Here is a 25,781-nt window from a genome sequence, read left to right as displayed (position 1 = left end):
TAACTAACACGCTACTTGCTACAATGCCAAAGAGTAATTCTGTAATTTTTAAATAGTTAATAATCAGTATATTTCGGATATTTTAGTGAAACGCGACACCATTTATTACCAAATCTTTAAGCGATTTCCGTGGTTTCTTTTTGAACTCGTTGATTACCGCACTGAACAGGCACAGAACTATCGATTTGAGTCCGTTGAGGTGAAAGAAACCGCCTTTCGTATTGATGGGGTCTTTTTACCTCCAGAAGGTACAACACCCAGAATTATCTTTTTTGCAGAAGTTCAATTTCAGAAAGCGGAAAGTGCGGTCTTGGGGTCTCCCCAAGTAGAGCAACTTTCCAAGACAGATGAAGCTCTTTATCATCGCTTTTTTACCGAGTCGATGATGTATTTGAACCGGAATCAGTCTCAATACGATGACTGGTATTGTGTGGTAATTTTTCCATCACGCAGTTTGGAACCTAGCGATACAAGAACTCATCGATTATTTTTGAACAGTGACCAAGTGCAACGAATTTATTTGGATGAGTTAGGCACTTCCAATCAGCAATCAATAGGCATCAATTTAATGCAATTGACAATCGCCTCAGAGAAAGCGATCGCACAGCAAGCAAAGCAATTAATTAAGCAGGTACAATTAGAGTCAAAGGACGCACTGACGAAAAATGAAATAATAGATATCATTACCACAATTGCTGTTTACAAGTTTTCATCTTTGAGTAGAGAGGAAGTGGAAGATATGCTAGGACTGACTTTAGAGCAAACAAGGGTTTATCAGGAAGCGAAAGCTGAGGGACGGGAAGAACAGAAAGCTGAAATGTTGTTAGAGCAAACAAGGGTTTATCAGGAAGCGAAAGCTGAGGGACGGGAAGAACGGGAAGCTGAAATGTTGTTAGAGCAAACGAGGATTTATCAGGAAGCGAAAGCTGAGGGACGGGAAGAACAGAAAGCTGAAATGTTAAAAGTTACAGTTCCCCTGTTACTAAAAACGGGGATGAGCTTGGAGCAGATTGCTCAACAACTTAATGTTGATTTAGAATCTGTCCAAAGCGCCGCACAGCAGAGCGCGTAAAACAATGTTAGGCAATGTAAAATTAATCAAATTGGCTCATAATAAGCGGCTCGAACTGCTTATTATGAGCCTTTAATTATTCATGCCCACTTACTTGGACATAGTTTAGAAGTTGTTGTAGAAAATGAGTGAATGGACAGTTTTGACTCCTGTTTTTTCAGTTTTTGGGATAAATCCGGGTTAATACTCTGAAGGCTCATTTTCTTAAAATCGCTGACCTATGCCTAAATGCACTTTGCTTTCTCCTTGGTCATTAATGCCATAGTCAGCCCGAATTAAGCCTAGTGGTGAATTTAATCGCACTCCAGCCCCATAACCAAAACCATAACCTGGTTTGCCTCGCATACCTGCTGGATCTCCTAATACAGTATCACCAGAGCCTAAGTCTGAGGCAAAGTCGGCAAATAATACACCCCCTACTATTGGTAAGACGGGAAAACGATATTCTGCGGAAGCTAACACATAACTGCGACCACTCCCCACATCTCCAGAATCGTAACCGCGCACTGAGTTGGAACCACCCAAGTTAAAGCTTTCGTAGGGTGGTAAATTACCAAGGACAGTACCAGCTTGCAGATTCACCGCAAATACTTGTGGCTGTTTGGTGTTAAATAACTGGACTGGTAAATATTGGCTGTAATTGGCTTTGAGGCGATTTAGGGAAATATTTCCTTGACCGATGGGGACAGATTGTTCTGTACTCAAACTCACAACGGAACCTTGAGTTGGATTGAGGGGATTATCCCGTTGGTCTTTGGTGGCGGTGAAGGATACGGTAGTTAGGTCATCAACGCCAGTTCCACTCGCAGATAGGGGATTGCCTTGAGCGTCATTTGGGGTAATATTACCTTGGCGATCGCGAATACTAGTTCGGGTATAGTTTAATCCTAATGAGGTATTCCAGTCGTCTATTGGTCGCTGTAAGCTGACACCACCGCCAATTTGACCTTCTCGAACTTTGTCACCGTTAGCAAGCTTAATCTTGTCGTCAAAAGTTTCCGAAAGTTCCTGACTACGAAAACCATTCACAGTGTACCCCAAGCGATCGGGGTTAGTTGTCCGATAGGGACTGATAAATTTGCTATTAAACTGCAAGTCTCGGCTACTTACACCAAGATTCACACCTAAAGTATCATTAACACCACCGACATTCTGATCTTGATAGCTGATTGTGCCTGTTAATCCTTGATCAGCATTATAACTACCGCCCAAGTTAACACCACGCGCCCCAGTTTCTTTAAGTTGGTAGACTAAATCTAGTTTTGTCGCATCTCCTTCTAAAGCAACATTCACAGTCTCAAATAAACCAGTACGATATAGCTGTTGTATGTCTTGCTTGACAATATTTTCTTGGAAGATTTGACCAGGTTTTAGCTTGAGTTGCTGTTGCAGGAAATCTGGTTTGGTGCGTCCTCCCACAGGATTACCCTTGCTATCAACGGTTTTACCCTCGTCGTTGATAAAGCGAAACTTGATATCACCCACCAAGCCTTCAGCGACATTCACCGTGAGAATACCTTGAGAACTGGGTTTAATTGATAACACCCGTGCTAAGTTATAACCATTGTCGGCGTACCATTTGTTAATTTGTGCTACTGCTTGCTGGAGTCCAGCAGGACTGATGGTGGTTCCAATTTGAGATTGCAATTGTTGTTGGGCTACTTGGTAGGTGAGGACTTTAGTACCAGATAGTTGCAGCGATCGCACAATTACCGGCTGCACTTGATAAACTACATTTAATCCAGCCTGTGTGCTAAAGCTATTCACACTGGCATTGCTAAATAAACCTGTATCCAAAATTGCAGCTACATCTTTTTGTAGCTGGCTTTGACTGGTTTCTCCACCCGTCTGAGTTTTAATTACTTTGCGAATGATTTCCTGCAATTCTTGATTGGCTCCCACTACCTGTACATCTGTAGCTGTGACTACTAAATTGCTTTCAGTATTAGGGGTTTTGGGAGATGGCGAGAGGAGGGGAGCAGGGGAGGCAGGGGAGGCAGGGGAAATAGGAAGGATGACTTGGGAATTTAACTTTTGTGCTGACTTTAAGATGACTGTGGAATTTTTGTTTGCACCTGTTTGCACGGCGACGGGATTTTGGGAAAATTGTTGTGCAACTATAGTTTCTGGGGAAGCAATTGTCTCTATCCGTGCGGGAGTGTCTTCAATTATCGGCACCACCAAGTTACCAGCTTTTGCAGTTGGAGTAACGGTTTTAGTAGGTGCAGCCGTTGCTTGCTGAGTGACATTGGCAGCAGTTAAAGTAGCTAAAGTAAAAATTGCAGTAGCAGAAACTCGCATAATATTTAACCTAATTAACTGGGAGTTATACCAATTTTGGATTTTAGATTTTAGACTTCGACTTCTCTCCGAGACGCTACGCGAACGCTAAGTCGAACGATTTTTGATTAAAAGTCATGGACAAAAGGCTGTTCGGTGTAATTTCAAACAATACTACCTATCCAAAATTGGTGTTAGTTGTAGAGAAGTAAAGAAATAGGGATAATACTAACTTCCAGCTTTTTCGCCGATTTTCCTATTTATACCTCTTACCCAAACAGACAGTTAATTTTGATATTTTGTTTCTTATGAGTAATGTATCTCGGTTATCTTTAGCTTCTAACTCCCAAGCTGCAACTTTTCCTTTACGCTTACTTGTATTAAGTAATGGTCATGGAGAAGATGTGATTGCAGTTCGGATTTTGCAAGAACTCCAACGACAATCAAACCCACCAGAAATCTTTGCTTTACCTCTGGTGGGTGAAGGACGTGCTTACCAACAGTTAGATATCCCCCTTATTGGTTCAGTCCGCACTATGCCTTCTGGCGGCTTTATTTATATGGATAACCGCCAATTAGTGCGGGATGTACGTGGTGGTTTATTGCAACTGACCCTCAGCCAGATTAAAGCTATTCGCCGTTGGGTGAGTTCTCAAAAAAAATTAGGTAATAAAAGAGCGATTTTAGCTGTGGGAGATATTGTCCCGTTGTTGTTTGCAACTTTCAGTGGCGCTAATTATGCTTTTGTGGGTACGGCAAAATCTGAATATTATGTGCGGGATGAAGCTGGATTATTACCACGGAAATCCAAAGATGCGCGTTGGGAAAACTTTTCCGGTTCAGTTTACCATCCTTGGGAACGTTGGTTGATGAGTCGTCGCCGTTGTAAGGCGGTGTTCCCTAGAGATGCACTGACGACGGAAACATTAAAACAATGGCCAATTCCAGCTTTTAATTTGGGTAATCCGATGATGGATGGTCTGCAACCGACCTTTTCACGCCAACAATTTTATAGTCAGGATAGCCAACAACAAGAGATAGTTCGGCCTTTTGTAGTGACTCTTCTTCCTGGTTCCCGTCCGCCAGAGGCATACGCCAACTGGGAAATAATTATGATTGCTGTATCTGCGTTGATGGCAAGTTTCCAGGAGCGAGATTCGATTTTCTATACTTCTAATAGAGTGGTGTTTTTAGGTGCGATCGCTCCGGGTTTAGACTCTAATATTTTATCCCAAAGTGTGCAATCTCAAGGCTGGCGCACTGAATCAGCATGTCCTATCAAAATTGCTGATCAAAATGTCTTGACATTTAAACAAAGAAATGCATATTTACTGCTGACACAACAAGCCTATAATGATTGCTTGCATTTAGGAGATATAGCGATCGCTATGGCAGGTACAGCCACAGAACAGTTTATCGGTTTAGGAAAACCTGCGATCGTGATTCCTGGTAATGGGCCTCAATATAACCCTGCCTTTGCTGAAGCTCAAAGTCGTCTTTTAGGCTCATCTTTGATTTTAGTCGAGCAGCCAGCAGAAGTTGCGAAGGTTGTACAGTCTCTATTCAAAGATCCTGATATTTTGCAAATTATTGCCGAAAATGGTATGCGACGCATGGGGAAACCCGGAGCCGCACTACGCATTGCTGAATGTTTACAGGAACGATTTTGATTAGTCATTTGTCATTTGTCATTTGTCATTTGTCATTCTTCCCCTGCTCCCCCTGCTCCCTCATCCCCAGTTCCTCACGCTACCAATCCCGAACGTAAGGCCCTTACAGCAGCTTGGGTACGGTCATCAGCACATAGTTTATTTAGAATATTACGAACGTGGGTCTTCACAGTACCAACTGTAATGTAGAGTTTCTCGGCAATTTGCCCATTACTACATCCAGCTACAATCAACTCCAGGATTTCCAGTTCCCGTTGAGTCAAGGGGTAAGTTTCCAAAACTTGCTCGTATTCTGACGCTAACGCCTCAATTTTTACAGTCTTCGGCGTTTTCTCAGAACCTTGGCTCTCTCCAGGAATACCTTGCCGCATCTTCCGCAATACCACGTTAGCAATTGCCGGATCAATCCAAGAATTACCGCCGTGAGTTGCTTGGATAGCCTCAGTTAATTTACTGATGCTTGTTTCTTTCATGTAATAAGAATCAGCACCCGCCGCGAAGGCTGCAAGTACAGCATCCTCTGTGTGATCCATTGTCAGGATCAAAATCTTCGTTGTCGTTTGCCCAGTTTCAGCTTGGTGACGTTTGAATTTTCGGGTGAGTTCAATGCCATCCATATCAGGCAAACCGATATCTACAACAGCTACATCTGGTTTTGCCGTTTCCAAAAGTTTTAGTCCTTGGGTAGCATTTGCGGCTTCGCCAATTACTTTCAATGCGCTGTGAGACTGTAATGCTGCTCGTAGCCCCATTCGCGTTAAGTCATGATCTTCAATTAAAATAATGCTAATTTCATTCATCGCTACACTCGCTCTTATGCTGTTTGCATCTTTCAAAGTATTACTTTTTGTAAGTGCTATCTTTTATTTTCCCATACCAAAGATAGATGATATTTCAACCACTCTGCATCCACCGATAGAAAGAAGAAATCTCATGTTTTTTAACATTTAGATAGAGAATAAATCTAGCTAGAGATATATAGATACTTGCACAATAAGTATGAAAGATTGAGACTAATGCCAAATTGCTCCTCCTTTGGTAAAAATTCAGCTTTCAGTTGCCATGTTCCATTAGTTAATTACTATTATCTTGCATAAAGCTTACCAAAATGGACAAATTACAAAAGGTAAAAATTACCTTTCGAGAAAGTGAACGCTGGTTTCGAGCGATTTTTAACCAAACCTTTGGATTCATCAGATTGATGCAGCTGATGGGCATCTTCATGGAAGGGAATCAGAAGGCGTTAAAAATTGGTGGAATTACTTCGCTGCTAGTAATTCGTTGTCTTTTGGGGGAAGCTTGTTGGTCTGACTTTTCACAGGATTTGGAAAACCTCTCTCCTGATCGGAGAGAGGTTTTTAATTCTACCCTAACCCTTATAGAGAAGCTTGTTCAGCGGTTAGGTTTTTTGTTAGTTTTTCCACATAAGGTGAAAAGTCAGGCTCAATGGTGGACAATCTCAAAAGAAATTCAAGCACAACTACAAAGGGTAACGACTCGTGCGTCCAGATGGTTGGGGACTTACGGTTCACAAGTTAAACTCTTCAGTAATCAAAGCCAAAAAATAAGTTTTTTAATACCAAGAAGTTTGCATGAAGTTGGTATTATTTCTGATGTTAATTAGAAGGTATTGGTATTTTTCCCAACAGTGGAAGGCTGCGATCGCCAGCAAAATACTAACACAGGTCTAGCGCTCATTAAGAAAATTCTCGAAATTTCAGGAGGTAGGATTACTTCAGATTCAGAAGATGGTATAGGAAGTTACTATTTTATTTACTTAGCTTAACCAATCTGATGAGTAGACTTGCTCAAGCTTATGGTACGCAGCAATGGTATGCAACTCTCACCAATGGCTGACGACGGTCGCTTGTTGACTCAATTACAATTGTTTTAAGCAAAGCAAAAGTATTTTATTTTACTTTATACAAGCTATGTTTGCTGCGTTCAGGTCAATAGTTTTCGGTTTGTTAATTACTAATTGTTTTAGAATCATTGGTCATTTGCTAGGAGTTTAATTTCAATCCTCTGGCAATTAATCAGCCTGAGGATACAACAGACTGCATTTAACCCAAAGAAATGCCCGAAAGAGTAATTAACATACTACTAGTGGAGGACAACGAAGTTGATGTGATGAATGTCAAACAGGCATTCAATAAAGTTAATTTTATTAATTCAACCAGTATTGGATATTGTGCGAAATGCCTTAGTCAATAAAGTTACAGATTTTATATGTCTGAAAATATTATATTCTTTAGGGACTTCCAAATAAAAAAATATCCCACTGTTCACAGTCAACAGTCAACAGTCAACAGTCAACAGTCAACAACTTTGTTATACATCAACCTATGTTTAGCGGCAAAAATAAAAAACGATGGAAGATACGCTGAAAATTTTGGTTGTAGATGATGATGAAGTAGACCGGATGGCAGTCCGTTATGCCCTGACTAAAGCAGGTATTCAAATAGAGCTATCTGAAGTAGGCAATGGCAATGATGCATTTTCTATTTTAAGCACTACTGCCTATGATTGTGTTTTCCTGGGCTATCGCTTAATAACTCAGGATGCACTAACCTTAATTCAACAGCTACGTTCTTCGGAAATTAAAGTTCCTTTAGTAGTCCTAACTAGTCAAGAAGATGAACATACTGCTGTCCAATTATTGAAAGCTGGTGCTACAGACTATCTTTCTAAGTCTAGGGTATCTCCAGAAAACTTGGCACAAGTTTTGCGGAGTGCAATTAGGGTTTATCGGGCTGAGATACAGGTAGCTTTGGCAAAAGACCAGCTTAGAGAAAGTCATGAACAACTTATTCGTAAGAACCAAGAATTGGAGAGACAACAGCAACAGCTTCAAATGCAAAACTTAAAGTTATCAGAGGCATCAGTACTAAAATCACATTTTTTGGCAACTATGTCCCACGAACTTAGAACGCCGATGAATGCGATTATTGGTTTTTCGCAAATACTGCTGCGTCCTAAGTTCGGTCAACTAACGCACCAGCAAGCAGATATGGTTGAGCGCATCTTGAATAATGGGAAGCATTTGCTGATGCTAGTCAATGAAGTTCTTGACTTTTCCAAACTGGAGGCAGGACGATTAGACTTAAAGGCGGAAATATTTGATGTCTTAAAGGTAATAAATCTTGCTGTAGGTGAAATGCGTTCCCTAGCTGACGCCAAAAACCTATCATTATTAGTGCAAACCGATTTGCAAAATAGTTTGGTATTTAATGATCCAGTTCGTGTCAAACAGATTTTAATTAACCTGCTCTCCAACGCCATTAAGTTCACAGAGTCAGGTGAAGTTTGCGTTGAAGTTAAGGAACTACCTGCAAATCGAGTGACAATTATTGTTCGGGATACAGGTATTGGCATAGCACCGAAAGATTTTCAACGTATTTTTGAAGCATTTCGACAAGTCGATCAAACTCTCACTCGGAAATATCCAGGTACAGGGTTGGGTTTGGCAATTATAGATTCACTGGTGCGAATGATGGGCGGCAAAATATTTCTTGAGAGCAAATTAGGGGTTGGTTCAACGTTTAAAATCGAATTGCCGCGTCAAATCATATTATTGGCTGTAGGAGGCGATGCTCAACCTTTATCGGTAGATAGCAACCAGGTTTTTTCCCCTGCTAAAAATCCGCATCATTCATCTTCTGAAGCTAGGCAAGCACCAATAGGATTTCCTAAATTTAAACTATAAATTACTTTCAAAAAAACTGATAAAAGTTGATAAATTATGTCTGTAGTTGAAAATAGTAGAATTTATCGAATTCTCGCAGTTGACGATACTCCAGATAATCTCATTTTGGTTCAAGCAATTTTAGAAAGTGAGGGGTATGAAATTGATTTGGTTTCAGATGGAATAAAAGCTTTGCGGCAAGTTGAACAATCTCCACCCGATCTGATTCTGTTAGATGTGATGATGCCAGGGATAGATGGTTATGAAGTCACACGTCGGATTCGGAATAACCCAGCAATTAGTTATATTCCAATTCTGCTGATTACAGCCTTTCACGAATCCAGTGTTGTCGAAGGTTTGGATGCTGGTGCTGACGATTTTATTCGGAAACCATTTGATACTGATGAACTATTGGCAAGGGTGCGATCGCTGTTACGTCTCAAGCACAGTTTGGACGAACAACAAAAAATGGCCCGCCAACGGGAAGACTTTGTTTCCCGTCTGACTCATGATTTGCGAACTCCCTTAGTAGCCGCCGATCGCATGTTGAATTTGTTTGAGATGGAAACATTCTGCAAAATTTCGCCAGAAATGAAACAGGCGATCGCAGTTATGATTCGCAGTAACCAAAATTTGATGGAAATGGTGAATACCCTCCTAGAAGTCTATCGCTTCGAGGCAGGTAAAAAAACCTTGAATTGGGAGGAATGCGATTTACGTGAGATATCTCAAGAAGTAGTGAGCGAACTAAGTCCTCTAACTAGTGAAAAAGGTTTGACTCTAAAAATAGACACCCGTGAATTAGATCCACTGGGTAAAAACGCAGGTATTATTATGGGCGATCGCTTGGAACTACGGCGGGTGATAAACAACCTGATTGCAAATGCCATCAAATTTACAGATACAGGAGGCATCACAATTCGCATTTTTGAAACACCACCTAATTCAGAAAATCCAGATTCGGTAACAATCGAGATCCAAGATACAGGATATGGGATTGCGCCCGAAGATCAGGCAACAATTTTCGAGCGATTTCGCCAAGGCAAACATAAACGCTCAGGTAGTGGTTTAGGGCTACATCTATCCCACCGGATTATAGAAGCGCACGCAGGAACTATCAAGGTCACCTCTGAACTAGGTAAAGGTAGTTTGTTCAATATGCAACTACCTAAAAACATTTAAGTCCTTCACCTTCATCTTCATATTTTTCTGCTCGACTGCTAATCCTGACAAACCTTCAAAGCTGGGTAAGGGACGAATTTTCTTGCCAACCCACTGCGAATTATAGCCTCTAATTCCTCGAGCATATAGGGCTTGCTGATGTAATCATTAAATCCTGCCTTGAGAATACGCTCACGATCCTCCGTGCTAGCTAAAGCTGTGACAGCCACCACTGGAATTGTGGAAGTTAGGGGTTCAAGCTTTAGATGACGCACAACATCCATACCGCTAAGACCTGGTAACAAAATATCCAACAAGATTAAGTCTGGTTGATATTCTTTAGCTACCAGCAGCGTTGCAGAACAATCTGTTTGACAAATAAATCTATAACCCATTGACTCAAGAGCATAACTAATTAGCAGGAGACTATCATCATGGTCTTCCACTGCCAAAATCAAAGGCTGGTGAGAGTTTTGCTTCTTTTCATCACTCATGAATGAATGTGCCAAATACATCTCTCCTCCAGAAGATTTTATTAGGAATCATCGTCTTTACTTGGGCGATACAGAGGAGGCTTACCGCGAACAATAGAATAGTGCCCAGTTAGGAATGACTTGTGTTTTGCTTTTGCCTAATTGATAACTCTAACCCATGCAACAATAGCTGAGGAAAGAAAACCTCAAGCTGACAACTTTAGCAGATACTTTTTGATTATACGCAAAATTACAGAAGATTTTCCCAATGAGTTAATAATAACTTTAGATAGATGATTATTTCTAACGATATCACTTTACCTGTGTATGGTTTTAGATTTGAAAGATACCGGATAAATAAGTAATCAAAGCTATTTACTATTAAATTCTGTACTAGAGTTGGTGTAGTGGATACTAAATTACTCAGGATAATAATTTTCAATACGTACTATAAAGTTTTGTTGAACTAAGCTTGATTTTATCCATTTTTTTGGCAACGCAATACTCCTGCGGAGTCGTTGTACAAATGCCTAAGCTGAAACCTATGTGAAACGCTAGTTTTACTTTTTGAACTTCATCTATAATCTATGACAAGGAAAAAGTATTTGTTAAAAAGCCAGGGTTTTCTCGGATAGAAGAAGAATTCAAAAATCAGAATTCAGGAGTCAGCAATCTTGACGCTCGTTCCGAATAGATAGATGAATTGAAATAAAGGTAATTCTAAATTAATTATAGAAAACACTGGTATATATTGGGTATGGCTTTTAGTCATGCCTTTTTCATGAGTAAAACCAAGCAAGTAAAACCTATAAATAATTAGGTTAATATTTACTTTGCAATCTCTGAATCTAACTTTAGATTAATATCAGATTAAAGAATATTTGGTCTGATGCTAAAGGAATAAGAAATATCATCAAACTCTACCAAATTAGTTTGATAAAATACCATCTATAAATAGCCCAAGCAACAAAACACCACTAATACCATATATTGAGCAATATTCGGATCATTCTATGGATAGTATAAATAACTATTTTACAAAGTTATTATTCAGCCTATTAATGTCTAAAAAACGTGTATGCGCCCTGGAACGATACCCAGGGTTTTTTTATCAAAACTCAGATAAGTCAAAGATAGACTCTCATCGGAATAGAGGTAAATTGACCAAATAATTACTAATTCGTAATTCGTAATTCGTAATTCGTAATTAAAAGTACAGAGCAACTAACTAACATTTTATGGAGACAAATAAATTTATTCCTCAATTAGGCCCCCGACTTCAGTCGTGGGGTAATAATTACGAATTACGAATTATAAATTACGAATTATTTTGACTCTTCAAGTCATCTCCGAAGGGGAGCCATTCGCTTATCAGATTTTAGAATATTTGGATACAGCCTATAGCAGGATGAACTAAAGCAAGGGTCAGTTTAAATTAATCTTGGTGTAGTAAATGCTTGGTATATATAGAGGCTTGGTTAAACCAAGCCTTTTATTATGACTGATTAAGTAATTATGTATCAGTCTTCAGGATATTTGGATACAGTCTCTAACAAGATGAACTGCTAGAAAAGTAAGTTTAAATTAATTTGGGATCTTTGCCTAACCCTCTTTTATGACTCTGACGAGATAAAAATCACAAACATTGGTTTCTGATTAGTTTTTAGAAATCTAAGCGTAGGTTGAGGAGCCACTGCGCCCTTGCGGTTTCCCGACTTGTACCCCTGCGGGGATCTTGCTACGCGCAGCGTCTCCCCTTGGGAAAAGCAAGTGGTGTTTGAGGAACGTAGACTCAACACCAAGAATCCAAGATAGGTGTTGGGTAACACGAATATTCAACCCAACCTTGTATCTTAGAAGAAGTGGTAGACCGTCCCCCCTTCAAAAGGGGGGACTACAGGGGGGTTAAAACAATCTCAAATTCTCACGAATGATTTAGGACTGCTATATAGGACTTACGCAAAAGTACACGCGCTCAGGGGCAATTCATGAATTGCCCCTACGTGAAATAAGGGTTTCGGCTATTGTTTGCGTAAGTCCTGCTATATAAGCAACAGATACCTCGAAGTCGTTTTGAGGTACTTCAAAGTCGTTTTGAGGTACTTCAAAGTCGTTTTGAGGTACTTCAAAGTCGTTTTGAGGTACTTCAAAGTCGTTTTGAGGTACTTCAAAGTCGTTTTGAGGTACTTCAAAGTCATGTTGAGGTACTTCAAAGTCATGTTGAGGTACTCCAAAGTCGTGTTGAGGTACTCCAAAGTCGTGTTGAGGTACTCCAAACTTTGTCGCACCGCGATTAAGTACACAGGTGCGACGCCGAATAGCCCGCCAACTCTTGGAGACGCACTCGCGTTCGGCATCGCTTTCATAAATCTCCACAAACAAAGCGATGTCTACGACGGGCTACGCCTACACTTGACTTTTAAAACAGTCGCTACAATTATTTTATTTTTTCAGAGTAATAAAAGAGCGCTAACTAGACAATTGCAAAATCATCATCATGTTTATGCGTTAATTGCATTAATACGGATTTACAATAGTTCCACAGATGCGATTCTAATATCAGGGAATAAAGATGGATACCCCTGGTGTTGACCAGGGGCTTTTTATTATAGCGGTTCTCGCTTGGGTGCAGTACAGTTTTGACCTCTCTCCAAACCTCTCTCCTAAAAGGAGAGAGGCTTTGAATCTTACTCCCCTTCCCTTCAAGGGAAGGGGCTGGGGGTTAGGTCTGTATTCCATGCAATTGGGAACCGCTATAGGTAGCTACGCCTTAAACGTCAATACCGGACTTAATCGCGCCACAACGTCCACCATTTCTGCCTCAAGCTGCACATCAATTACAGACTGAATCGGTTTGTAGGCGGCGGGTGCTTCTTCAATCCGGCGTTCTTGACGCAAGGTGATGTTATGCGGCAAGTCATAAACTAGAGGTGCTTCCACATCTTTGTATACTTCTCGCAAACGCAGACGTAGCAGTTCTGCTAACAACAAGCGATTAATAACACACAGTTTCATCGGATGACAAGTGTTTTGTAGTACGTTGTATTTTTCATGGCCAACGGTTACTTAGTCAAACCAAAGTTGTAAAGAAATTTGAAGTTTAACGAAAAACTTTTAAAAATCTCTAGACTCTCCAGCCGGCTAGAGAGTCTAGGATGAATTCAAGGCGACTCTCTTTCCAGTTATTTCTGATGTGTGAGAGATACGTCTCAGTGATCCTGCTCGATCTGGCTAAGTTGTTCATTTTATCCCGTAAATCTATGACTCTCCAACTCACAGTTCCCAACATGGCTTGTTCTGCTTGTGCAAGCACCATCACCAAAACACTTCAGGCAGTCGATGCCAATGCTAGCGTTCAGGCCGATCCAACAACCAAGCTTGTCAGTGTTGAAACTCAAGCATCAGAAACAGCAATTAAGGAAGCGTTAGCTGCTGCGGGTTATCCAGTTGCTAACTAATTCGTAATTCGTAATTGTTGGCGAAGCACTTGCGCGTAATTGTCTTTCTTGGCGGTATTGAATTAGTTGAGGTCTAAATCCACAAATAATTTAATTACGAATTACTTTAAGATCCTGCCACACCAATCACAGGGGTTCATCTAGTTATGGATACTCTCACACTCAAACTTCGAGGCATGAGTTGCGCTGCTTGCGCCAACAACATCGAAAAGGCAATTCGCTCTGTTCTTGGAGTAAGGGACTGCAACGTTAATTTTGGAGCAGAGCAAGTTACCATCAAATACGATCGCTCTCTAGCAAATTTAGAGAAAATCCAAAGTGCGATCGCATCTGCGGGATACTCTTCTTACTCACTCCAGGAAGAATTGCTCACCGAAGAAGATGATGCAGAGATTGCCAGTAGGCAAGCATTACAACACCAACTCTCCCTCAAGGTAGTGGTGGGAGGTGTAATCAGCATTTTCCTATTTTTGGGGTCGTTGCCCATGATGACTGGGTTGAACTTGCCCTTAATTCCAAGCTTCTTACAAAATCCTTGGATACAATTACTGCTGACAACACCCGTCGTTTTCTGGTGTGGTGGATCTTTTTACCGCAATGGCTGGAAATCTCTCAAGCGCCATACGGCGACGATGGACACGCTAATTGCTTTGGGTACAAGTGCAGCGTATCTATATTCTTTGTTTGTCACTGTTTTCCCAAAATTTTTTATTGATCAGGGCTTGATACCTCATATTTATTATGAAGTTGCCGCCATTGTCATTACCTTAATTTTGTTGGGGCGGTTGCTGGAAAATCGCGCTAGGGGACAAACTTCTGAAGCCATTCGCAAACTCATTGGATTACAAGCTAGAGATGCCAGAGTTATCCGTGATGGAATAGAAATTGATGTTCCCATCGCCGAAGTCAGAATCAACGATGTAATTTTGGTGCGTCCTGGTGAAAAGATTCCCGTAGATGGCGAAGTGATTACAGGCGCTTCGACGGTAGATGAAGCGATGGTGACGGGTGAAAGTTTGCCAGTTAAAAAGCAGCCAGGAGATGAGGTGATTGGGGCGACAATTAACGGTGCGGGTGCTTTTCAGTTTCGGGTGACACGAGTCGGAAATGATACGTTTTTGGCTCAAATCGTCAAACTGGTGCAACAAGCCCAAGGTTCTAAAGCACCAATTCAGCGCTTGGCAGATCAAGTTACAGGATGGTTTGTACCAGCTGTAATTGCGATCGCGATCGCCACTTTCGTCATTTGGTTTAATTTCACGGGCAACCTCACCCTAGCAACAATGACAACGGTGGGTGTACTAATTATCGCTTGTCCTTGTGCTTTGGGTTTAGCTACCCCCACATCTGTAATGGTAGGGACGGGCAAAGGTGCAGAAAATGGCATTTTGATTAAAGGCGCTGACAGCTTAGAACTAGCACACAAAATTCAAACCATCGTCCTAGATAAAACTGGCACTTTGACTCAGGGTAAACCTACGGTTACAGACTTTGTAACTGTCAACGGCACAGCTAATGGTAATGAAATCAAGCTTTTACAGTTAGCAGCAACGGTGGAACGAAATTCTGAGCATCCTTTAGCTGAAGCGGTGGTGAAATACGCCCAGTCTCAAGAAGTGAGTTTAATAGAAGTAAAGGACTTTCAGGCTAATGCAGGTAGTGGTGTTCAAGGAGTTGTTTCAAATCAGCTTGTGCAAATTGGTACACAACGCTGGTTAACAGAAATTGGAATTAACACCATAACTCTCCAGCAGTATAAAGATGCATGGGAAGCGGCTGGTAAAACAGTCATTTTGATTGCTGTAGATGGCGAACTGCAAGGAATAATGGGTATTGCCGATGCCCTCAAACCTTCCTCAACAACAGTAGTGAAAGCTTTACAGAAGTTAGGTTTAGAAGTAGTAATGCTTACCGGAGATAATCGTAAAACTGCGGAAGCGATCGCAAGACAAGTTGGCATCCAGCGAATCTTTGCTGAAGTGCGTCCAGATCAAAAGGCAGCGATTATCCAATCTCTTCAGAAAGGGGGACTGGGAACTAGGGACACAACGAATAGCTCAGTGCATCGCTGGGGACTAGGGAAAATTCTTCCCAATCCCCAGTACCCAATCCCCACTACTTCGGCTTCGCTCAGTACAAGTCCCCAATCCCTTGTCGCAATGGTAGGTGATGGCATAAATGATGCGCCAGCCCTAGCACAAGCTGATGTGGGAATTGCTATTGGGACGGGAACAGATGTAGCGATCGCAGCTAGCGATATCACCCTAATTTCTGGCGATTTGCTGTTAATTGTGACAGCAATTCAACTCAGCCGCGCCACCATCAACAATATCAGGCAAAATCTTTTCTTTGCCTTTATTTACAACGTTATTGGTATTCCTATTGCGGCGGGAATTTTGTTCCCCATCTTTGGTTGGTTACTCAATCCAATTATCGCCGGCGCTGCGATGGCTCTTTCTTCACTCTCTGTTGTTAGCAATGCCCTCAGATTGCGTAACTTTCAACCAAAAGCTATCTCATAATTGCAGGATAATTTCGGAAATGTTCAGTCAAAAAATGCTTTGGGGAAGCCTTACAGCTTTAGTGCTTCTCACTGGAACATCAGGCGTAGCATTAGCAGAAATGCCAGCCCACTCGCCAGAACAAACCAGCCAATTCCAGCGTATCGAGCAACCTTTGGGCTTGAAAGTTGGTGTTGCGATCGTAGGTTTAGCTTTGATTGGACTAGAATTTTGGTGGTTTCTTCTCTATAAAAGTCCTGATTCCTAACTTCTGAGTGAAGAATGCAGTTTTCAATTGCATGAAATATAGAAATTTGTAGGGTTGCACAACTGTGTAACCCTACAGCCTATTCATCTGTTGCAAAGATTTTTGTCAATAGTATTACTAGTGTTTTGAATGATCGGACAAATTGTATCCTCATGCTGTTCGCCCATATTCTTCCAGTGGCAACGCTATGAGCGAGTCCGCGAGCGTCATTTTGAATTTTGAATTTTTAATGGGTAACTGTTGCTCATGGTACTGAAAGTAACTGTTTTTTTTTAGTTCTCATGTTACTTCTAGATCAACAGCTTCACCTCAAGTGAAACCATAAAAATGAATCTCAACTCGCAGACTTTTAGCTCAACCCGTAAACCTAAAAACTTCAATAATCCAGAGCATTTTATTGAGGGATGGTATTGGGTAATACCCTCTCGAAATCTGCGGGTGGGTGAAGTAAAACCTGTCACGATTTTGGGCAGAGAACTAGTAATTTACCGTGGTAAAGACAAAAGAGTAGCTACCTTTGACGCCTACTGTCCACACATGGGCGCTCACCTTGCTGAAGGCAAAGTTGAGGGTAATGCACTACGTTGTTTTTTCCACCACTGGAAGTTTGATGCTGAGGGGATGTGTATTGATATTCCATGTTTAGATACACCGCCTTCCTTGAAATTACAAACTTGGCCCACTGCTGAGAAGTACGGGATGATTTGGGTTTGGACTGGAGAAATACCACAACAACCTTTACCTTTTGTTCCAGAGTTGGAACAAAAAGAGTGTGATGTCGCCATCCATTCTCACTTTGTAATGAACTGTCACCCCAATGTGGTGATGATTAATGCGATTGATGCTCAACACCTTAATGCAGTTCACAAACTGCCAATAGAAATTATTTTTGAAAGACAGGATCTGAACGAGAATGGGATTATCTTCAGTAATATTACACCCATCAAAGACAATTCATTTTTCATTAAGCTCATCCGTATTTTCTACAAAAATGCCATAACTTACAGTGTTTGCTATTGGTACGGTAGCATTGGCATTGTGACCCTTGGCCCCGACTTCTTCCATGTCCACACGATGTTTGCAGTTCGCCTCCACGAAGGCGGAAAAGCTGAAGGTCAAATCTTGTTGATCACTAAGAAACGTAAAGGAATTTTTGGTTGGTTATGCAATCGAGTTGTGCTATGGCTAACTAAGATTGCAGGTAAGTATTTTCTCATGGGTGACATCAAGGTTGTCCAAACAATAAAGTTTGATTTGAAAACTCCCATCAAAGCAGATCAGTCAATCATGCAGTTTATTAACTATGTTGAAAAACAGCAATCCCTAATGTGGGGGACTTGGCAAGAAGCGCGATCGCGCGATGTGGAGAGCAAGCCCAAGCGTGAGAGATGGCAAGATACAATGAGTAATGACTAATATCATGTCTATATGACCAGAATTCCGTCAGGCTGCATGGTCAATTAAACGTACACCAAATCATACCATTGTCAACAATCTTTGCAACAAATGAATTGGCTGTAGGGGTGTACAGCTGTACGCCCCTAAGAATGTAGGTATAGCAGATATTTTGTAAAATTGTATAACAATTAATAAAGGTTAAAAGTTCAACGAAATTACTTTTAACTTTTAATTTATGTTTTACTGGCATACCAGATAAATAAAAAGAAGTGGCAAAGCCACTTCCTAATTCCCAGGTAGAACCTAAGTTATGAGTATAACCACTACAAAAACTTGAAATAGTATAAACAAACACCAATTAACTGAATATCTCTATTTTCTTTGTTTTCTGAGTTAGGAAATTTTGATTTTCATCAGCCAAATAACTGTATATTTACATAGTCTCATGATTGCAATGCAGACTCAATTTTATCCAGTTCATTGCTAAGATATGCAAGTTTTGCCTCTTCATCAAGAAGTTGCTGTTCTAATTGAAACTTTACTGCCGTACCAGCCTCAATAGCTACAGCTTTCTTCATCTGTTTAAACTTTACGCGCTGTAATTGCTTCCTTGAGTTTGGATAAATTCTACACCTGAGAAGCTGTGTTTGCGCGTTGACTGGGATCATAGCCGAAGGGTACAAGGAAGTATTCATTGGTGCGCTGGATGCGTCCACCATGACCAGAGTAGTCAATTATGACAGTTGCATCAGGATTTTGATTTACCTGGGCGATGATTTGGTCAAAAGCTGCGAGGATATTTTGCCGAGTTGCAGAGGTTTCGGTAAGAAGTGTGACCTTTTCTGGTGAATAGGCGGCGCGATCGCTATCAATTAGTATATCTCTTATAGCCGTTGCATCGAGGACTGTGACTGGTAAATCTGCACCTACGCCAATGAGTAATGCATAACCGTTGGTAAAAGTTTGGTTTGTCATCCTTTATGCCATCATTCGCGGTTTTCTTCTCTACCAAATAAATGTTCTAAGATGCGCTGACTTTCAGTTCTCAAACCTCTAATTTCTGTCATAACTACCTCAAAATTGCGCTGAGATACCTCATGATTTCGCTGATGGACTTCAACTATTTGCACCAGTGAATTAACAGTTGAGCGCAGTTCCCCAATACTTGAGCGCAGTTCCCCAATACTTGAGCGCAGTGAAGCATTCTCGGCTGCATTAGCTTGTGCTAAAGTTGTGGTTTGGGATAGAATTTCCTCAATTCTATCTAACCTATCTGTATTCATATTTAAGAGATTTTCTGGTTTATTTCTTAATTTTACCGTAGCAGCAGGAGCGATGCGTGTCGGGGTCTTGCATTTGATGAAACTAAACTTCAAAGCTTCACTGGGTGACTTGTATTAGTGAATAGGCGGCGCGATCGCCATCAATTAGTATATCTCGTATAGCCGTTGCATCGAGGACTGTGACTGATAAATCAGCACCTACGCCAATAAGTAATGTATAACCGTTGCTAAAAGTTTGCTTTGTCATTTTTTATGCCATCATTCGCGGTTTTCTTCTCTACCAAATAAATGTTCTAAGATGCGCTGACTTTTCGTTCTCAACACTCTAATCTCAGAAATAATTACCTCAATGTTGCGTTGAGATACTTCATGGTTACGCTGATGGACTTCAACTTTTTGCACTAGTGAATTGACTCTTGAAGTAAGTTCACCATTCTCGACTGCATTGTTTTGTCTAGTTTGCTCAATGCTGGAGCGTAATTCAGCAATCGCCACAGCACTTTCCCCTACTAAAGTTGTGATTTGGGCTAGAATCTCCTCAATTGTCTCTAATCTATCTGTAGTCATAAATTCATAAATTTTCTGCTTGATTTCTCAATTTTACCGTAGCAGCAAGAGCGATTCGTGTCGGGGTGTTGCAGTTGATGAAGCTAAACTTCAAAGCTTCACTGGGTGACTTGTATTAGTGGATAGGCGGCGCGATCGCCATCAATCAGTATATCTCGTATAGCCGTTTCATCGAGGACTGTGACAGGTAAATCAGCACCTACGCCAATGAGTAATGCATAACCGTTGGTAAAAGTTTGGTTCGTCATGCGGTGGGTGAAGAATGCGATCGCCTTTTATACTCTATAACTTGTGGAGAAGTGCGATGATATTTTACTTTGCTTATGTACTTGTTGAAGAAACTTAAGATGCGTTGCTATATTAAGTCATGTAAAAGCACTAAAATTAAGAATCAGATTAGTTTTTCTTTGTCAAATTATTCGGTAGGTTATTCTGGTGAGATTCCTCAGTTATTTTACTAGCTATTCGAGGTTGAAATCTCACATAGACCATTACACTTGTGCTAGCGAATACCAAGGCTAATGCTGGTGGGATTAATGGTATCCAAGCAGCTTGAAAAAAGAGCGCAATACAAAAGCTAGATAGGACGATTATCGCTATTCCACTTGCCAGTGCTAGGAAAAGAGGATGGTGTATGCGCCATGCTAAAACACTACCTAAGAGCGACCAGCCCCACACCCAAATAAGTTCTGCCCAGTCGGGCCAATACCAAATTAAAGGTCGCCCATCCAAAACTGTACTGATGAGTTGACTTGCTATCTGTGCATGAATAAACAGAGCAGACATTCTGGCTGGTTGATCTGGCAAAGCACTGTAGGGTGTATAAAAGCTACCTTGAGGGAAATTAGCTGCTGTAGTGCCAATAATTACAAGCCGATCTTTGACTAAATTGGGGTTGACTTGACCACTGAGGACTTGTGTGAGGGTTACTGGGTCGGCGATGCTGTTGGGATGACGATAATTTAATAATATTTGATAGCCATCTGCATTCAGATGTTCGTAACTACCGGAATTCGGTTGTAAACGCGGGAACAGGGTTTTACCTAACTGAAAATCTCCTTTATTAGTAAAGTCATATTCAATGCCTTGTTTTTCCAGATAATTAATTGCTATGAGCGCACCAAATGCAAATGATGTTGTACATTTTTTCTCTGGAGAGTAAACAAATAACAAACTGCGGCGGAGAATTTGGTCGTTTTCATTGTCAGCAACCACATTGCTAAACCCAACATTATCTATAGGAAAATTTGGCGGTGGTGGGATTTCATCTTTACCCAAGGTGTTGAACAAACAGGTGCTGACGATGTTATCTTGATTTTGCAAATTAGCCGCCAAATAGTTGTTTTCTGGTTGGAATAGATATAAACCAACAATTCGCGGTTGATAAGACTCTATTTTCTTTAATAGCTGATTGACTCTACGATCTGATAGAGTCCATTTCTCTCGTTTAAGATCCTCGTCAGTAATTTTTACCAGCAAAATCCGCCGATCGGGTGCTTCTGCTGGACGCGATCGCAACATCTGGTCATAAACACTTAACTCCCAAGGTTGTAACCATTTGAGTTCCCGAACTCCCCATACTAAAGCAGTGACCACTACACTTGTGACCAAAAGAGTTTGCAACCACGCGGTATTAGTAGCTGTATTAAAGGGATGCCTACTAGATGAAGTTTCGCTATTGTTAATTAAATCTTGTCTACTTGCAACTTGCCTACTAAATACTTTAAGAGTTGAACTGAAAATTTGTTGTTTTTCCGACCTACTAGCATCATTTATAGAATGCTCTATTACTTTAATAATTTCTTCAGGAACGAGTAAATCTATTCCAGCTACCTGGATTTGATTTTGATAAATAGTAACTCTTTTAAACTGAGTTATTGCGCTTTCTAAATCACCACGAATAAAGCTTCGCATTCCACGGGTGTATATTAATAATGGCTCAAATTCTGCTACTGATTCACCAACTGTTTCTACTAATGAAGCTAATCGTAATATTTCTGCTTTATCTCGATTTTGATCCAATTTTGATAAAGTCAATGCTAGTTCGCGAGTTGCTTCACTAGGAAGTACATAACCTAAAGCTGTCCATCGTTGAGCTTGGGCAAAGTCTTGAATATCAGGATCATCGTTACGAAATTGTGGGTGAATGTAATCGAGTACAAAGTTAGCAAGTTCATCAAGTCGCTGTATACCAAAATCTGGGTCTTCCTTCAAGCATTTAAGCAGTTCCTTTCGTATTGCTAAATCCATCTCGTAGAGTTCATGCCCAACTTCATCACATAAGCTAGAAAGCAGTAAATCCGCTACACTTACCCAAGGAATACTTAGCATTTGACCGTGAATATCCCGCTGGAAGTTAGCCCACAAACGATATAACAAATCGGGTGTGAGCGCTAAGGGAAAAGCCGCATGATAAGCCAAATATAGATGTGCTTTTCCAAAACGTTTTTTAAAAGACTCAATGCGTCGGTTAGCCACTTCAGGTTGGATTTTACTCATTTTATCTGCTCCTGAAAGTTGGGAGAGCGTCCGCGTAAGACATCAATTGCATCCTGCATACCTCGGCGGTTGACTTCATACATCGGGATTAGATGGGCAATTTCTCCAGCTGTAGTGCCAAGCCAACGCGATCGCGGCATTGGATTCAGCCATGCAATATAGCGAACATATTGCTTGAGTTGTTTCACAAATGCCCCAGTTAAATCAATACGTTCTGGATTAAAACCACCACGAGCCGCACCTGCATCACTAAAGATGAGTACAACAGTTCGTTCTTGACGCAATTGGACTAAAACATTTTCAATCAGTTCAGCTTGTTGATGATTAGGGTCTTGGTAAAGATATTCTACTGGACAGTTATGAAAGTAATAGATATTGGATCTTCCTAAACGTCCTCCTCGGAGAGCAGTTTCTACCAAGCGTTGTGATAAAGAATGAAACGGTACCATCGAACCATCTTGGTCAATAAGTAACAGCAATTCAGTTCGGTTCACCCGACGCGGTACGATTATAGGTTCTAAAAAAGTGCCTTGGTATCCAATTTGTTTGATTGTTGCTTCCACATCCAATTCAGTTGGCATCCCCTCCCGGATCATTCGGCGCAAGTGCCGCCACATCTGCTTCATCTGCCGTTGAGTTACAGGTAGGTAGTCGAAAGAAATAATAAACTGATTGTAAGAAGTTTGGTTGTTCTTGCTGGTTGCTTGTAAAACTGCCTGAGCTACTTGCACTTCATCTTCAATTACTTGAGTCAAACTTGAAGAGATATCTGAAGCGGGTGTGCCTGTAGTTGCTTGAAGAAGCGAGTTATCATCATTGGCTGTTTGTTTAGATAGTCGCTGAATCAGCCATCTAATAATTGTATATATAGTAGTTAAAACAGATCCCGAAGCTAACCCTACTCCAACTACTTGAGAACCGAGAGTTATAAATGGTGCGATCGCTTTCCAATTACTCTCGTTCTGGGTTTGATTCGTCTGTGGTGTTGGAGTGGGACTAGGATTAGTTCTTGGAGTTGAAGTTGGATTGTTTAATCCGGGCGTCTGAAATTGAATTGCTGAATTTTTGGTAGTCTGATTTTGATTTCTGCTTGTTATTCCCCAAACAATCCCGGCTCCTATAATGCAAGCTCCTGCTAAAGCTACATAGCGAGTTATTTGAGAAAGCTGACGCTGCTGAGTTGTCATAACCAATGTTGACGAGGTTGCTAAGACAGCCTTGCTGTTGATCACTTGCTCAAAATGATACTCAAATAACTCCATTTCTTCTGTAGATTTAATCCACAAAGTCTGACACAGACGCTTCAAAGCAGCTTGGTCATTAATTCCAAAGCCAGCTTGCATGGCTTGCAAAACTAACTGATACTCATCAATACCTAGTGGTAAGCCAGTTTCGCGCAGCTTAGTGAACAGTTCCAGTAAAGGCAAATCATTCACGTCCACGGCTCTGTCTCAAATAGCGTATATGGTCATCCCAACTTTTCAGCAACACGCCAGCATAAGGTATCTTGCCATCCAGTTTTGCCAGAGCCTCATCTTGAGGATACCGACGCAGGACGCGAAACCAGTCAATTAATTCGCTGGTACTGACTTTTTTGCCAGCCTCACCTTTATCTTTTCGCATTTCCTCCCGCAATAGTAGGAAGCGAACTATGGCTTTATCCACCAAAGCTTGGGGTGAAGTAGGAAACAGAGCGTTAACGATTTGTATCAACCGCTCACGACTAGGAAATTCAACATAGTGAAACAAACACCTTCGCAAGAAGGCATCCGGCAAATCTTTTTCATCATTGCTGGTAATTAAAACAATTGGTGCTGCCTTTGCTTCAATTTCCTGACCTGTTTCCTCGACAATAAACCGCCGCTCATCTAATTCCAGCAGCAGGTCGTTGGGAAAGTCAATGTCAGCTTTATCAATTTCATCAATCAGTACGACAGTGCGATTTTCTTGCTGAAATGCTCGTCCCAGAGGCCCCCAGCGTATATATGTAGTTGGATCATCAATTCGCTGGATTTGTTCTGCTGTCAGGCGACTGGAAGCAGCTAGCTGGGCATCCCGCAACCGTCCAACAGCATCGTAGTTATACAAGCCATCGCGCCCTCGACTAGTGGATTTGACATACCAAGCTTCCATGTTCAAACCTAGTTCGTAGGCAACTGCACTTGCAAGTTGAGTCTTGCCGCATCCCGGTTCACCTTTGAGGAGTAAGGGACGTTCCAAGTAAATCGCCAAGTTGACTGCTTCTACCAGTTCAGGATTAGGCAAATAGGGATATAACATCTGTCCATTTGCCCCCCTTTCTCCTAGCTGAGGCTGCACTTTACCTGTATATTCCAAGAGTTTTCCACCTACAGCCTTAACCATTTTTCCTCTTCGTCATACCAATTACAGCCAGACAGTTGACAAATTTCGCCCAATGCGGGTTCTGGAATGCCGTTATCACTGTTTTTCAGTATTATTTGTACTGTTTCATCTAGCTGATCTATCAGTTTAGTCGGCAATTCGTCCTCTGAATACTCTAGCCAGTTAGTCAGTTCATCGTCAGAAAATTGATTAATCTCAGGCAGTTTCACAGGGTTATCTGGCTTCCAACTAGGGTCGAGCCGTTCTACAAAAGGAATATTCCAACTACCTACGCAGCCATCATAATCTACTAGGAACATTAATAATTTGAATTGACTCGCTTGTGGGCTAGCCGTTTTAACTTTAGTAGCTAATAGTAACCAGAAATCTTGGATCAGATCGTGTAAAAGAGTTTCCGAAAGACAATCGACATCGTATAAAATTAACAGGACATTCTGAGTTAGCCACCATTGATAAACTCGTTCAGCAATTTCAGGAATTGAGCTTTGCCTACCCAGACCAACTCTACCACCAAGTTCACGCCACAATGCAGCACTGTCACTTCTACGAGCAATACGACTGAGTTCAATTCGCACAATCTTTCCTGTCATAATATTGGGAACATTTTGTACCACTAGCCGATTTAACAACCAGCGCTGACCATAATAAAGTGAACCGTGGATTAGAAAGGCTGCTACTGAATGAGTCTCAATAAATCTCCGAAATGCTCGCGTCTGCTCTCGATAACCCAATTTCAACAAAGCACGATACACTCTTCCACTAGATAGAGCTAGTTCCAGATCACCAAGCTGCTGATCCAATTCGTTTAGTTCAGCTTCAGTTTGTTCAATTTGCTTTTCTAATTGGAAGCGAATGAGAGTATCTGCTGCGATCGCATTATCGTGACGCAACCTTTTTAACTTCTCGGCTAGCAGGTCATAATGTTCCTGTAGTGCATCGCTTTTGTGCTGTAGATGCTGCTCGGAAGACATCCAGGTACTTTTTGAGTCAATAATCTTTACTCAAGACGACTAGCCAGATTATCGATCTAGCAATCTGGTTTACTGTGTTTGGTTTCAATAGCTGAAACATCATTGCGACACGAGATGTCACTTATGTAATT

Annotated in this window: 24 protein-coding genes and 1 pseudogene; 10 read left to right on the top strand and 15 right to left on the bottom strand. The window is 41.2% G+C overall.

Features of this window, described 5'->3' with window-relative positions; genetic code table 11:
- The first annotated feature begins 85 nt into the window (after positions 1 to 85).
- A complete protein-coding gene (locus LC653_RS12745; RefSeq protein WP_229494824.1) occupies positions 86 to 1,072 on the top strand; it encodes a DUF2887 domain-containing protein in 987 nt (328 codons plus the stop codon).
- Between the two features lie 204 nt (positions 1,073 to 1,276).
- On the opposite strand, the gene LC653_RS12740 is transcribed toward LC653_RS12745, so the two are convergent.
- Positions 1,277 to 3,373, bottom strand: coding sequence for a BamA/OMP85 family outer membrane protein (locus tag LC653_RS12740; RefSeq protein WP_229494823.1), 2,097 nt, complete (start codon positions 3,371 to 3,373; stop codon positions 1,277 to 1,279).
- A gap of 287 nt (positions 3,374 to 3,660) precedes the next feature.
- Here LC653_RS12740 and LC653_RS12735 point away from each other — a divergent pair, with 287 nt between their 5' ends.
- Entirely contained in the window at positions 3,661 to 5,022 is a 1,362-nt protein-coding gene (locus LC653_RS12735; protein ID WP_229494822.1) for a lipid-A-disaccharide synthase-related protein, read from the top strand.
- 74 nt (positions 5,023 to 5,096) lie between these two features.
- Here LC653_RS12735 and LC653_RS12730 read toward each other — a convergent pair whose 3' ends face one another.
- Complete coding sequence (locus LC653_RS12730; protein ID WP_229494821.1) at positions 5,097 to 5,822, bottom strand: response regulator transcription factor; 726 nt, start codon at positions 5,820 to 5,822, stop codon at positions 5,097 to 5,099.
- A gap of 308 nt (positions 5,823 to 6,130) precedes the next feature.
- Here LC653_RS12730 and LC653_RS12725 point away from each other — a divergent pair, with 308 nt between their 5' ends.
- From LC653_RS12725 to LC653_RS12710, 4 genes and pseudogenes are all read left to right on the top strand, one after another.
- On the top strand, positions 6,131 to 6,646 hold the full coding sequence (locus tag LC653_RS12725) for a hypothetical protein (protein WP_229494820.1): 516 nt from the start codon (positions 6,131 to 6,133) through the stop codon (positions 6,644 to 6,646).
- A gap of 452 nt (positions 6,647 to 7,098) precedes the next feature.
- A pseudogene (locus tag LC653_RS12720) lies at positions 7,099 to 7,194 on the top strand (response regulator); the annotation flags it as partial.
- A 199-nt stretch (positions 7,195 to 7,393) separates the two neighbouring features.
- Complete coding sequence (locus LC653_RS12715) at positions 7,394 to 8,728, top strand: ATP-binding response regulator (RefSeq protein ID WP_229494819.1); 1,335 nt, start codon at positions 7,394 to 7,396, stop codon at positions 8,726 to 8,728.
- A gap of 36 nt (positions 8,729 to 8,764) precedes the next feature.
- Complete coding sequence (locus LC653_RS12710) at positions 8,765 to 9,889, top strand: hybrid sensor histidine kinase/response regulator (RefSeq protein ID WP_229494818.1); 1,125 nt, start codon at positions 8,765 to 8,767, stop codon at positions 9,887 to 9,889.
- Positions 9,890 to 9,927: 38 nt separating this feature from the next.
- Here LC653_RS12710 and LC653_RS12705 read toward each other — a convergent pair whose 3' ends face one another.
- From LC653_RS12705 to LC653_RS12695, 3 genes are all read right to left on the bottom strand, one after another.
- Positions 9,928 to 10,383 carry a response regulator gene (locus LC653_RS12705; protein WP_229494817.1) on the bottom strand — a complete coding sequence of 152 codons (456 nt, stop codon included), beginning with the start codon at positions 10,381 to 10,383 and terminating at the stop codon, positions 9,928 to 9,930.
- Positions 10,384 to 12,327: 1,944 nt separating this feature from the next.
- Positions 12,328 to 12,717, bottom strand: a complete 390-nt coding sequence (locus LC653_RS12700; protein WP_229494816.1) for a hypothetical protein — start codon at positions 12,715 to 12,717, stop codon at positions 12,328 to 12,330.
- Between the two features lie 387 nt (positions 12,718 to 13,104).
- Positions 13,105 to 13,356, bottom strand: coding sequence for an RtcB family protein (locus LC653_RS12695; RefSeq protein WP_229494815.1), 252 nt, complete (start codon positions 13,354 to 13,356; stop codon positions 13,105 to 13,107).
- Positions 13,357 to 13,601: 245 nt separating this feature from the next.
- Between LC653_RS12695 and LC653_RS12690 the strand changes: the two genes are divergently transcribed.
- The 4 genes from LC653_RS12690 to LC653_RS12675 all read left to right on the top strand — a co-directional run bounded on the left by LC653_RS12690 (position 13,602) and on the right by LC653_RS12675 (position 17,984).
- Entirely contained in the window at positions 13,602 to 13,799 is a 198-nt protein-coding gene (locus tag LC653_RS12690; protein ID WP_229494814.1) for a heavy-metal-associated domain-containing protein, read from the top strand.
- A gap of 146 nt (positions 13,800 to 13,945) precedes the next feature.
- Positions 13,946 to 16,321 carry a heavy metal translocating P-type ATPase gene (locus tag LC653_RS12685; protein ID WP_229494813.1) on the top strand — a complete coding sequence of 792 codons (2,376 nt, stop codon included), beginning with the start codon at positions 13,946 to 13,948 and terminating at the stop codon, positions 16,319 to 16,321.
- 19 nt (positions 16,322 to 16,340) lie between these two features.
- The gene (locus tag LC653_RS12680) at positions 16,341 to 16,568 is read left to right on the top strand and encodes a hypothetical protein (RefSeq protein ID WP_229494812.1); all 228 of its coding nucleotides are present in this window, start codon (positions 16,341 to 16,343) and stop codon (positions 16,566 to 16,568) included.
- Between the two features lie 327 nt (positions 16,569 to 16,895).
- On the top strand, positions 16,896 to 17,984 hold the full coding sequence (locus LC653_RS12675; RefSeq protein ID WP_229494811.1) for an aromatic ring-hydroxylating dioxygenase subunit alpha: 1,089 nt from the start codon (positions 16,896 to 16,898) through the stop codon (positions 17,982 to 17,984).
- Between the two features lie 425 nt (positions 17,985 to 18,409).
- Here LC653_RS12675 and LC653_RS46190 read toward each other — a convergent pair whose 3' ends face one another.
- The 10 genes from LC653_RS46190 to LC653_RS12630 form a co-directional block, all read right to left on the bottom strand.
- Positions 18,410 to 18,544, bottom strand: a complete 135-nt coding sequence (locus LC653_RS46190; protein WP_267923032.1) for a hypothetical protein — start codon at positions 18,542 to 18,544, stop codon at positions 18,410 to 18,412.
- 49 nt (positions 18,545 to 18,593) lie between these two features.
- Positions 18,594 to 18,941: a caspase family protein gene (locus tag LC653_RS12670; protein ID WP_229494810.1), complete on the bottom strand. Its 348-nt coding sequence runs from the start codon at positions 18,939 to 18,941 to the stop codon at positions 18,594 to 18,596.
- Between the two features lie 11 nt (positions 18,942 to 18,952).
- Complete coding sequence (locus tag LC653_RS12665) at positions 18,953 to 19,249, bottom strand: hypothetical protein (RefSeq protein ID WP_229494809.1); 297 nt, start codon at positions 19,247 to 19,249, stop codon at positions 18,953 to 18,955.
- 97 nt (positions 19,250 to 19,346) lie between these two features.
- Positions 19,347 to 19,496, bottom strand: a complete 150-nt coding sequence (locus LC653_RS12660; protein WP_229494808.1) for a hypothetical protein — start codon at positions 19,494 to 19,496, stop codon at positions 19,347 to 19,349.
- An 11-nt stretch (positions 19,497 to 19,507) separates the two neighbouring features.
- Entirely contained in the window at positions 19,508 to 19,816 is a 309-nt protein-coding gene (locus tag LC653_RS12655) for a hypothetical protein (RefSeq protein WP_229494807.1), read from the bottom strand.
- Positions 19,817 to 19,914: 98 nt separating this feature from the next.
- Complete coding sequence (locus LC653_RS12650) at positions 19,915 to 20,064, bottom strand: hypothetical protein (protein ID WP_229494806.1); 150 nt, start codon at positions 20,062 to 20,064, stop codon at positions 19,915 to 19,917.
- 148 nt (positions 20,065 to 20,212) lie between these two features.
- On the bottom strand, positions 20,213 to 22,315 hold the full coding sequence (locus LC653_RS12645; protein WP_229494805.1) for a CHASE2 domain-containing protein: 2,103 nt from the start codon (positions 22,313 to 22,315) through the stop codon (positions 20,213 to 20,215).
- Complete coding sequence (locus LC653_RS12640) at positions 22,312 to 23,757, bottom strand: hypothetical protein (protein ID WP_229494804.1); 1,446 nt, start codon at positions 23,755 to 23,757, stop codon at positions 22,312 to 22,314. The genes LC653_RS12645 and LC653_RS12640 overlap by 4 nt, the downstream gene beginning before the upstream one ends.
- Entirely contained in the window at positions 23,744 to 24,679 is a 936-nt protein-coding gene (locus tag LC653_RS12635) for an AAA family ATPase (protein WP_229494803.1), read from the bottom strand. The genes LC653_RS12640 and LC653_RS12635 overlap by 14 nt, the downstream gene beginning before the upstream one ends.
- Complete coding sequence (locus tag LC653_RS12630) at positions 24,664 to 25,650, bottom strand: hypothetical protein (protein WP_229494802.1); 987 nt, start codon at positions 25,648 to 25,650, stop codon at positions 24,664 to 24,666. Before LC653_RS12630 ends, LC653_RS12635 begins: the two co-directional genes overlap by 16 nt.
- Between the last annotated feature and the right edge of the window lie 131 nt (positions 25,651 to 25,781).

The organism is Nostoc mirabile CHAB5784, from assembly GCF_020829645.1.
Classification (GTDB): Bacteria; Cyanobacteriota; Cyanobacteriia; order Cyanobacteriales; family Nostocaceae; genus Nostoc; species Nostoc mirabile.
This window is presented reverse-complemented; position numbering and strand designations above follow the sequence as displayed.

Excerpts from the sequence above, each read along its gene's own strand:
- LC653_RS12665 (WP_229494809.1), bottom strand. The coding sequence starts at position 19,249 with ATGAATACAGATAGGTTAGATAGAATTGAGGAAATTCTATCCCAAACC.
- LC653_RS12680 (WP_229494812.1), top strand. The coding sequence starts at position 16,341 with ATGTTCAGTCAAAAAATGCTTTGGGGAAGCCTTACAGCTTTAGTGCTT.
- LC653_RS12705 (WP_229494817.1), bottom strand. The coding sequence starts at position 10,383 with ATGTATTTGGCACATTCATTCATGAGTGATGAAAAGAAGCAAAACTCT.
- LC653_RS12655 (WP_229494807.1), bottom strand. The coding sequence starts at position 19,816 with ATGACTACAGATAGATTAGAGACAATTGAGGAGATTCTAGCCCAAATC.
- LC653_RS12635 (WP_229494803.1), bottom strand. The coding sequence starts at position 24,679 with ATGGTTAAGGCTGTAGGTGGAAAACTCTTGGAATATACAGGTAAAGTG.
- LC653_RS12650 (WP_229494806.1), bottom strand. The coding sequence starts at position 20,064 with ATGACGAACCAAACTTTTACCAACGGTTATGCATTACTCATTGGCGTA.
- LC653_RS12690 (WP_229494814.1), top strand. The coding sequence starts at position 13,602 with ATGACTCTCCAACTCACAGTTCCCAACATGGCTTGTTCTGCTTGTGCA.
- LC653_RS46190 (WP_267923032.1), bottom strand. The coding sequence starts at position 18,544 with ATGAAGAAAGCTGTAGCTATTGAGGCTGGTACGGCAGTAAAGTTTCAA.
- LC653_RS12725 (WP_229494820.1), top strand. The coding sequence starts at position 6,131 with ATGGACAAATTACAAAAGGTAAAAATTACCTTTCGAGAAAGTGAACGC.
- LC653_RS12630 (WP_229494802.1), bottom strand. The coding sequence starts at position 25,650 with ATGTCTTCCGAGCAGCATCTACAGCACAAAAGCGATGCACTACAGGAA.
- LC653_RS12710 (WP_229494818.1), top strand. The coding sequence starts at position 8,765 with ATGTCTGTAGTTGAAAATAGTAGAATTTATCGAATTCTCGCAGTTGAC.
- LC653_RS12715 (WP_229494819.1), top strand. The coding sequence starts at position 7,394 with ATGGAAGATACGCTGAAAATTTTGGTTGTAGATGATGATGAAGTAGAC.
- LC653_RS12695 (WP_229494815.1), bottom strand. The coding sequence starts at position 13,356 with ATGAAACTGTGTGTTATTAATCGCTTGTTGTTAGCAGAACTGCTACGT.
- LC653_RS12675 (WP_229494811.1), top strand. The coding sequence starts at position 16,896 with ATGAATCTCAACTCGCAGACTTTTAGCTCAACCCGTAAACCTAAAAAC.
- LC653_RS12735 (WP_229494822.1), top strand. The coding sequence starts at position 3,661 with ATGAGTAATGTATCTCGGTTATCTTTAGCTTCTAACTCCCAAGCTGCA.
- LC653_RS12660 (WP_229494808.1), bottom strand. The coding sequence starts at position 19,496 with ATGACAAAGCAAACTTTTAGCAACGGTTATACATTACTTATTGGCGTA.
- LC653_RS12685 (WP_229494813.1), top strand. The coding sequence starts at position 13,946 with ATGGATACTCTCACACTCAAACTTCGAGGCATGAGTTGCGCTGCTTGC.
- LC653_RS12730 (WP_229494821.1), bottom strand. The coding sequence starts at position 5,822 with ATGAATGAAATTAGCATTATTTTAATTGAAGATCATGACTTAACGCGA.
- LC653_RS12670 (WP_229494810.1), bottom strand. The coding sequence starts at position 18,941 with ATGACAAACCAAACTTTTACCAACGGTTATGCATTACTCATTGGCGTA.
- LC653_RS12740 (WP_229494823.1), bottom strand. The coding sequence starts at position 3,373 with ATGCGAGTTTCTGCTACTGCAATTTTTACTTTAGCTACTTTAACTGCT.
- LC653_RS12645 (WP_229494805.1), bottom strand. The coding sequence starts at position 22,315 with ATGAGTAAAATCCAACCTGAAGTGGCTAACCGACGCATTGAGTCTTTT.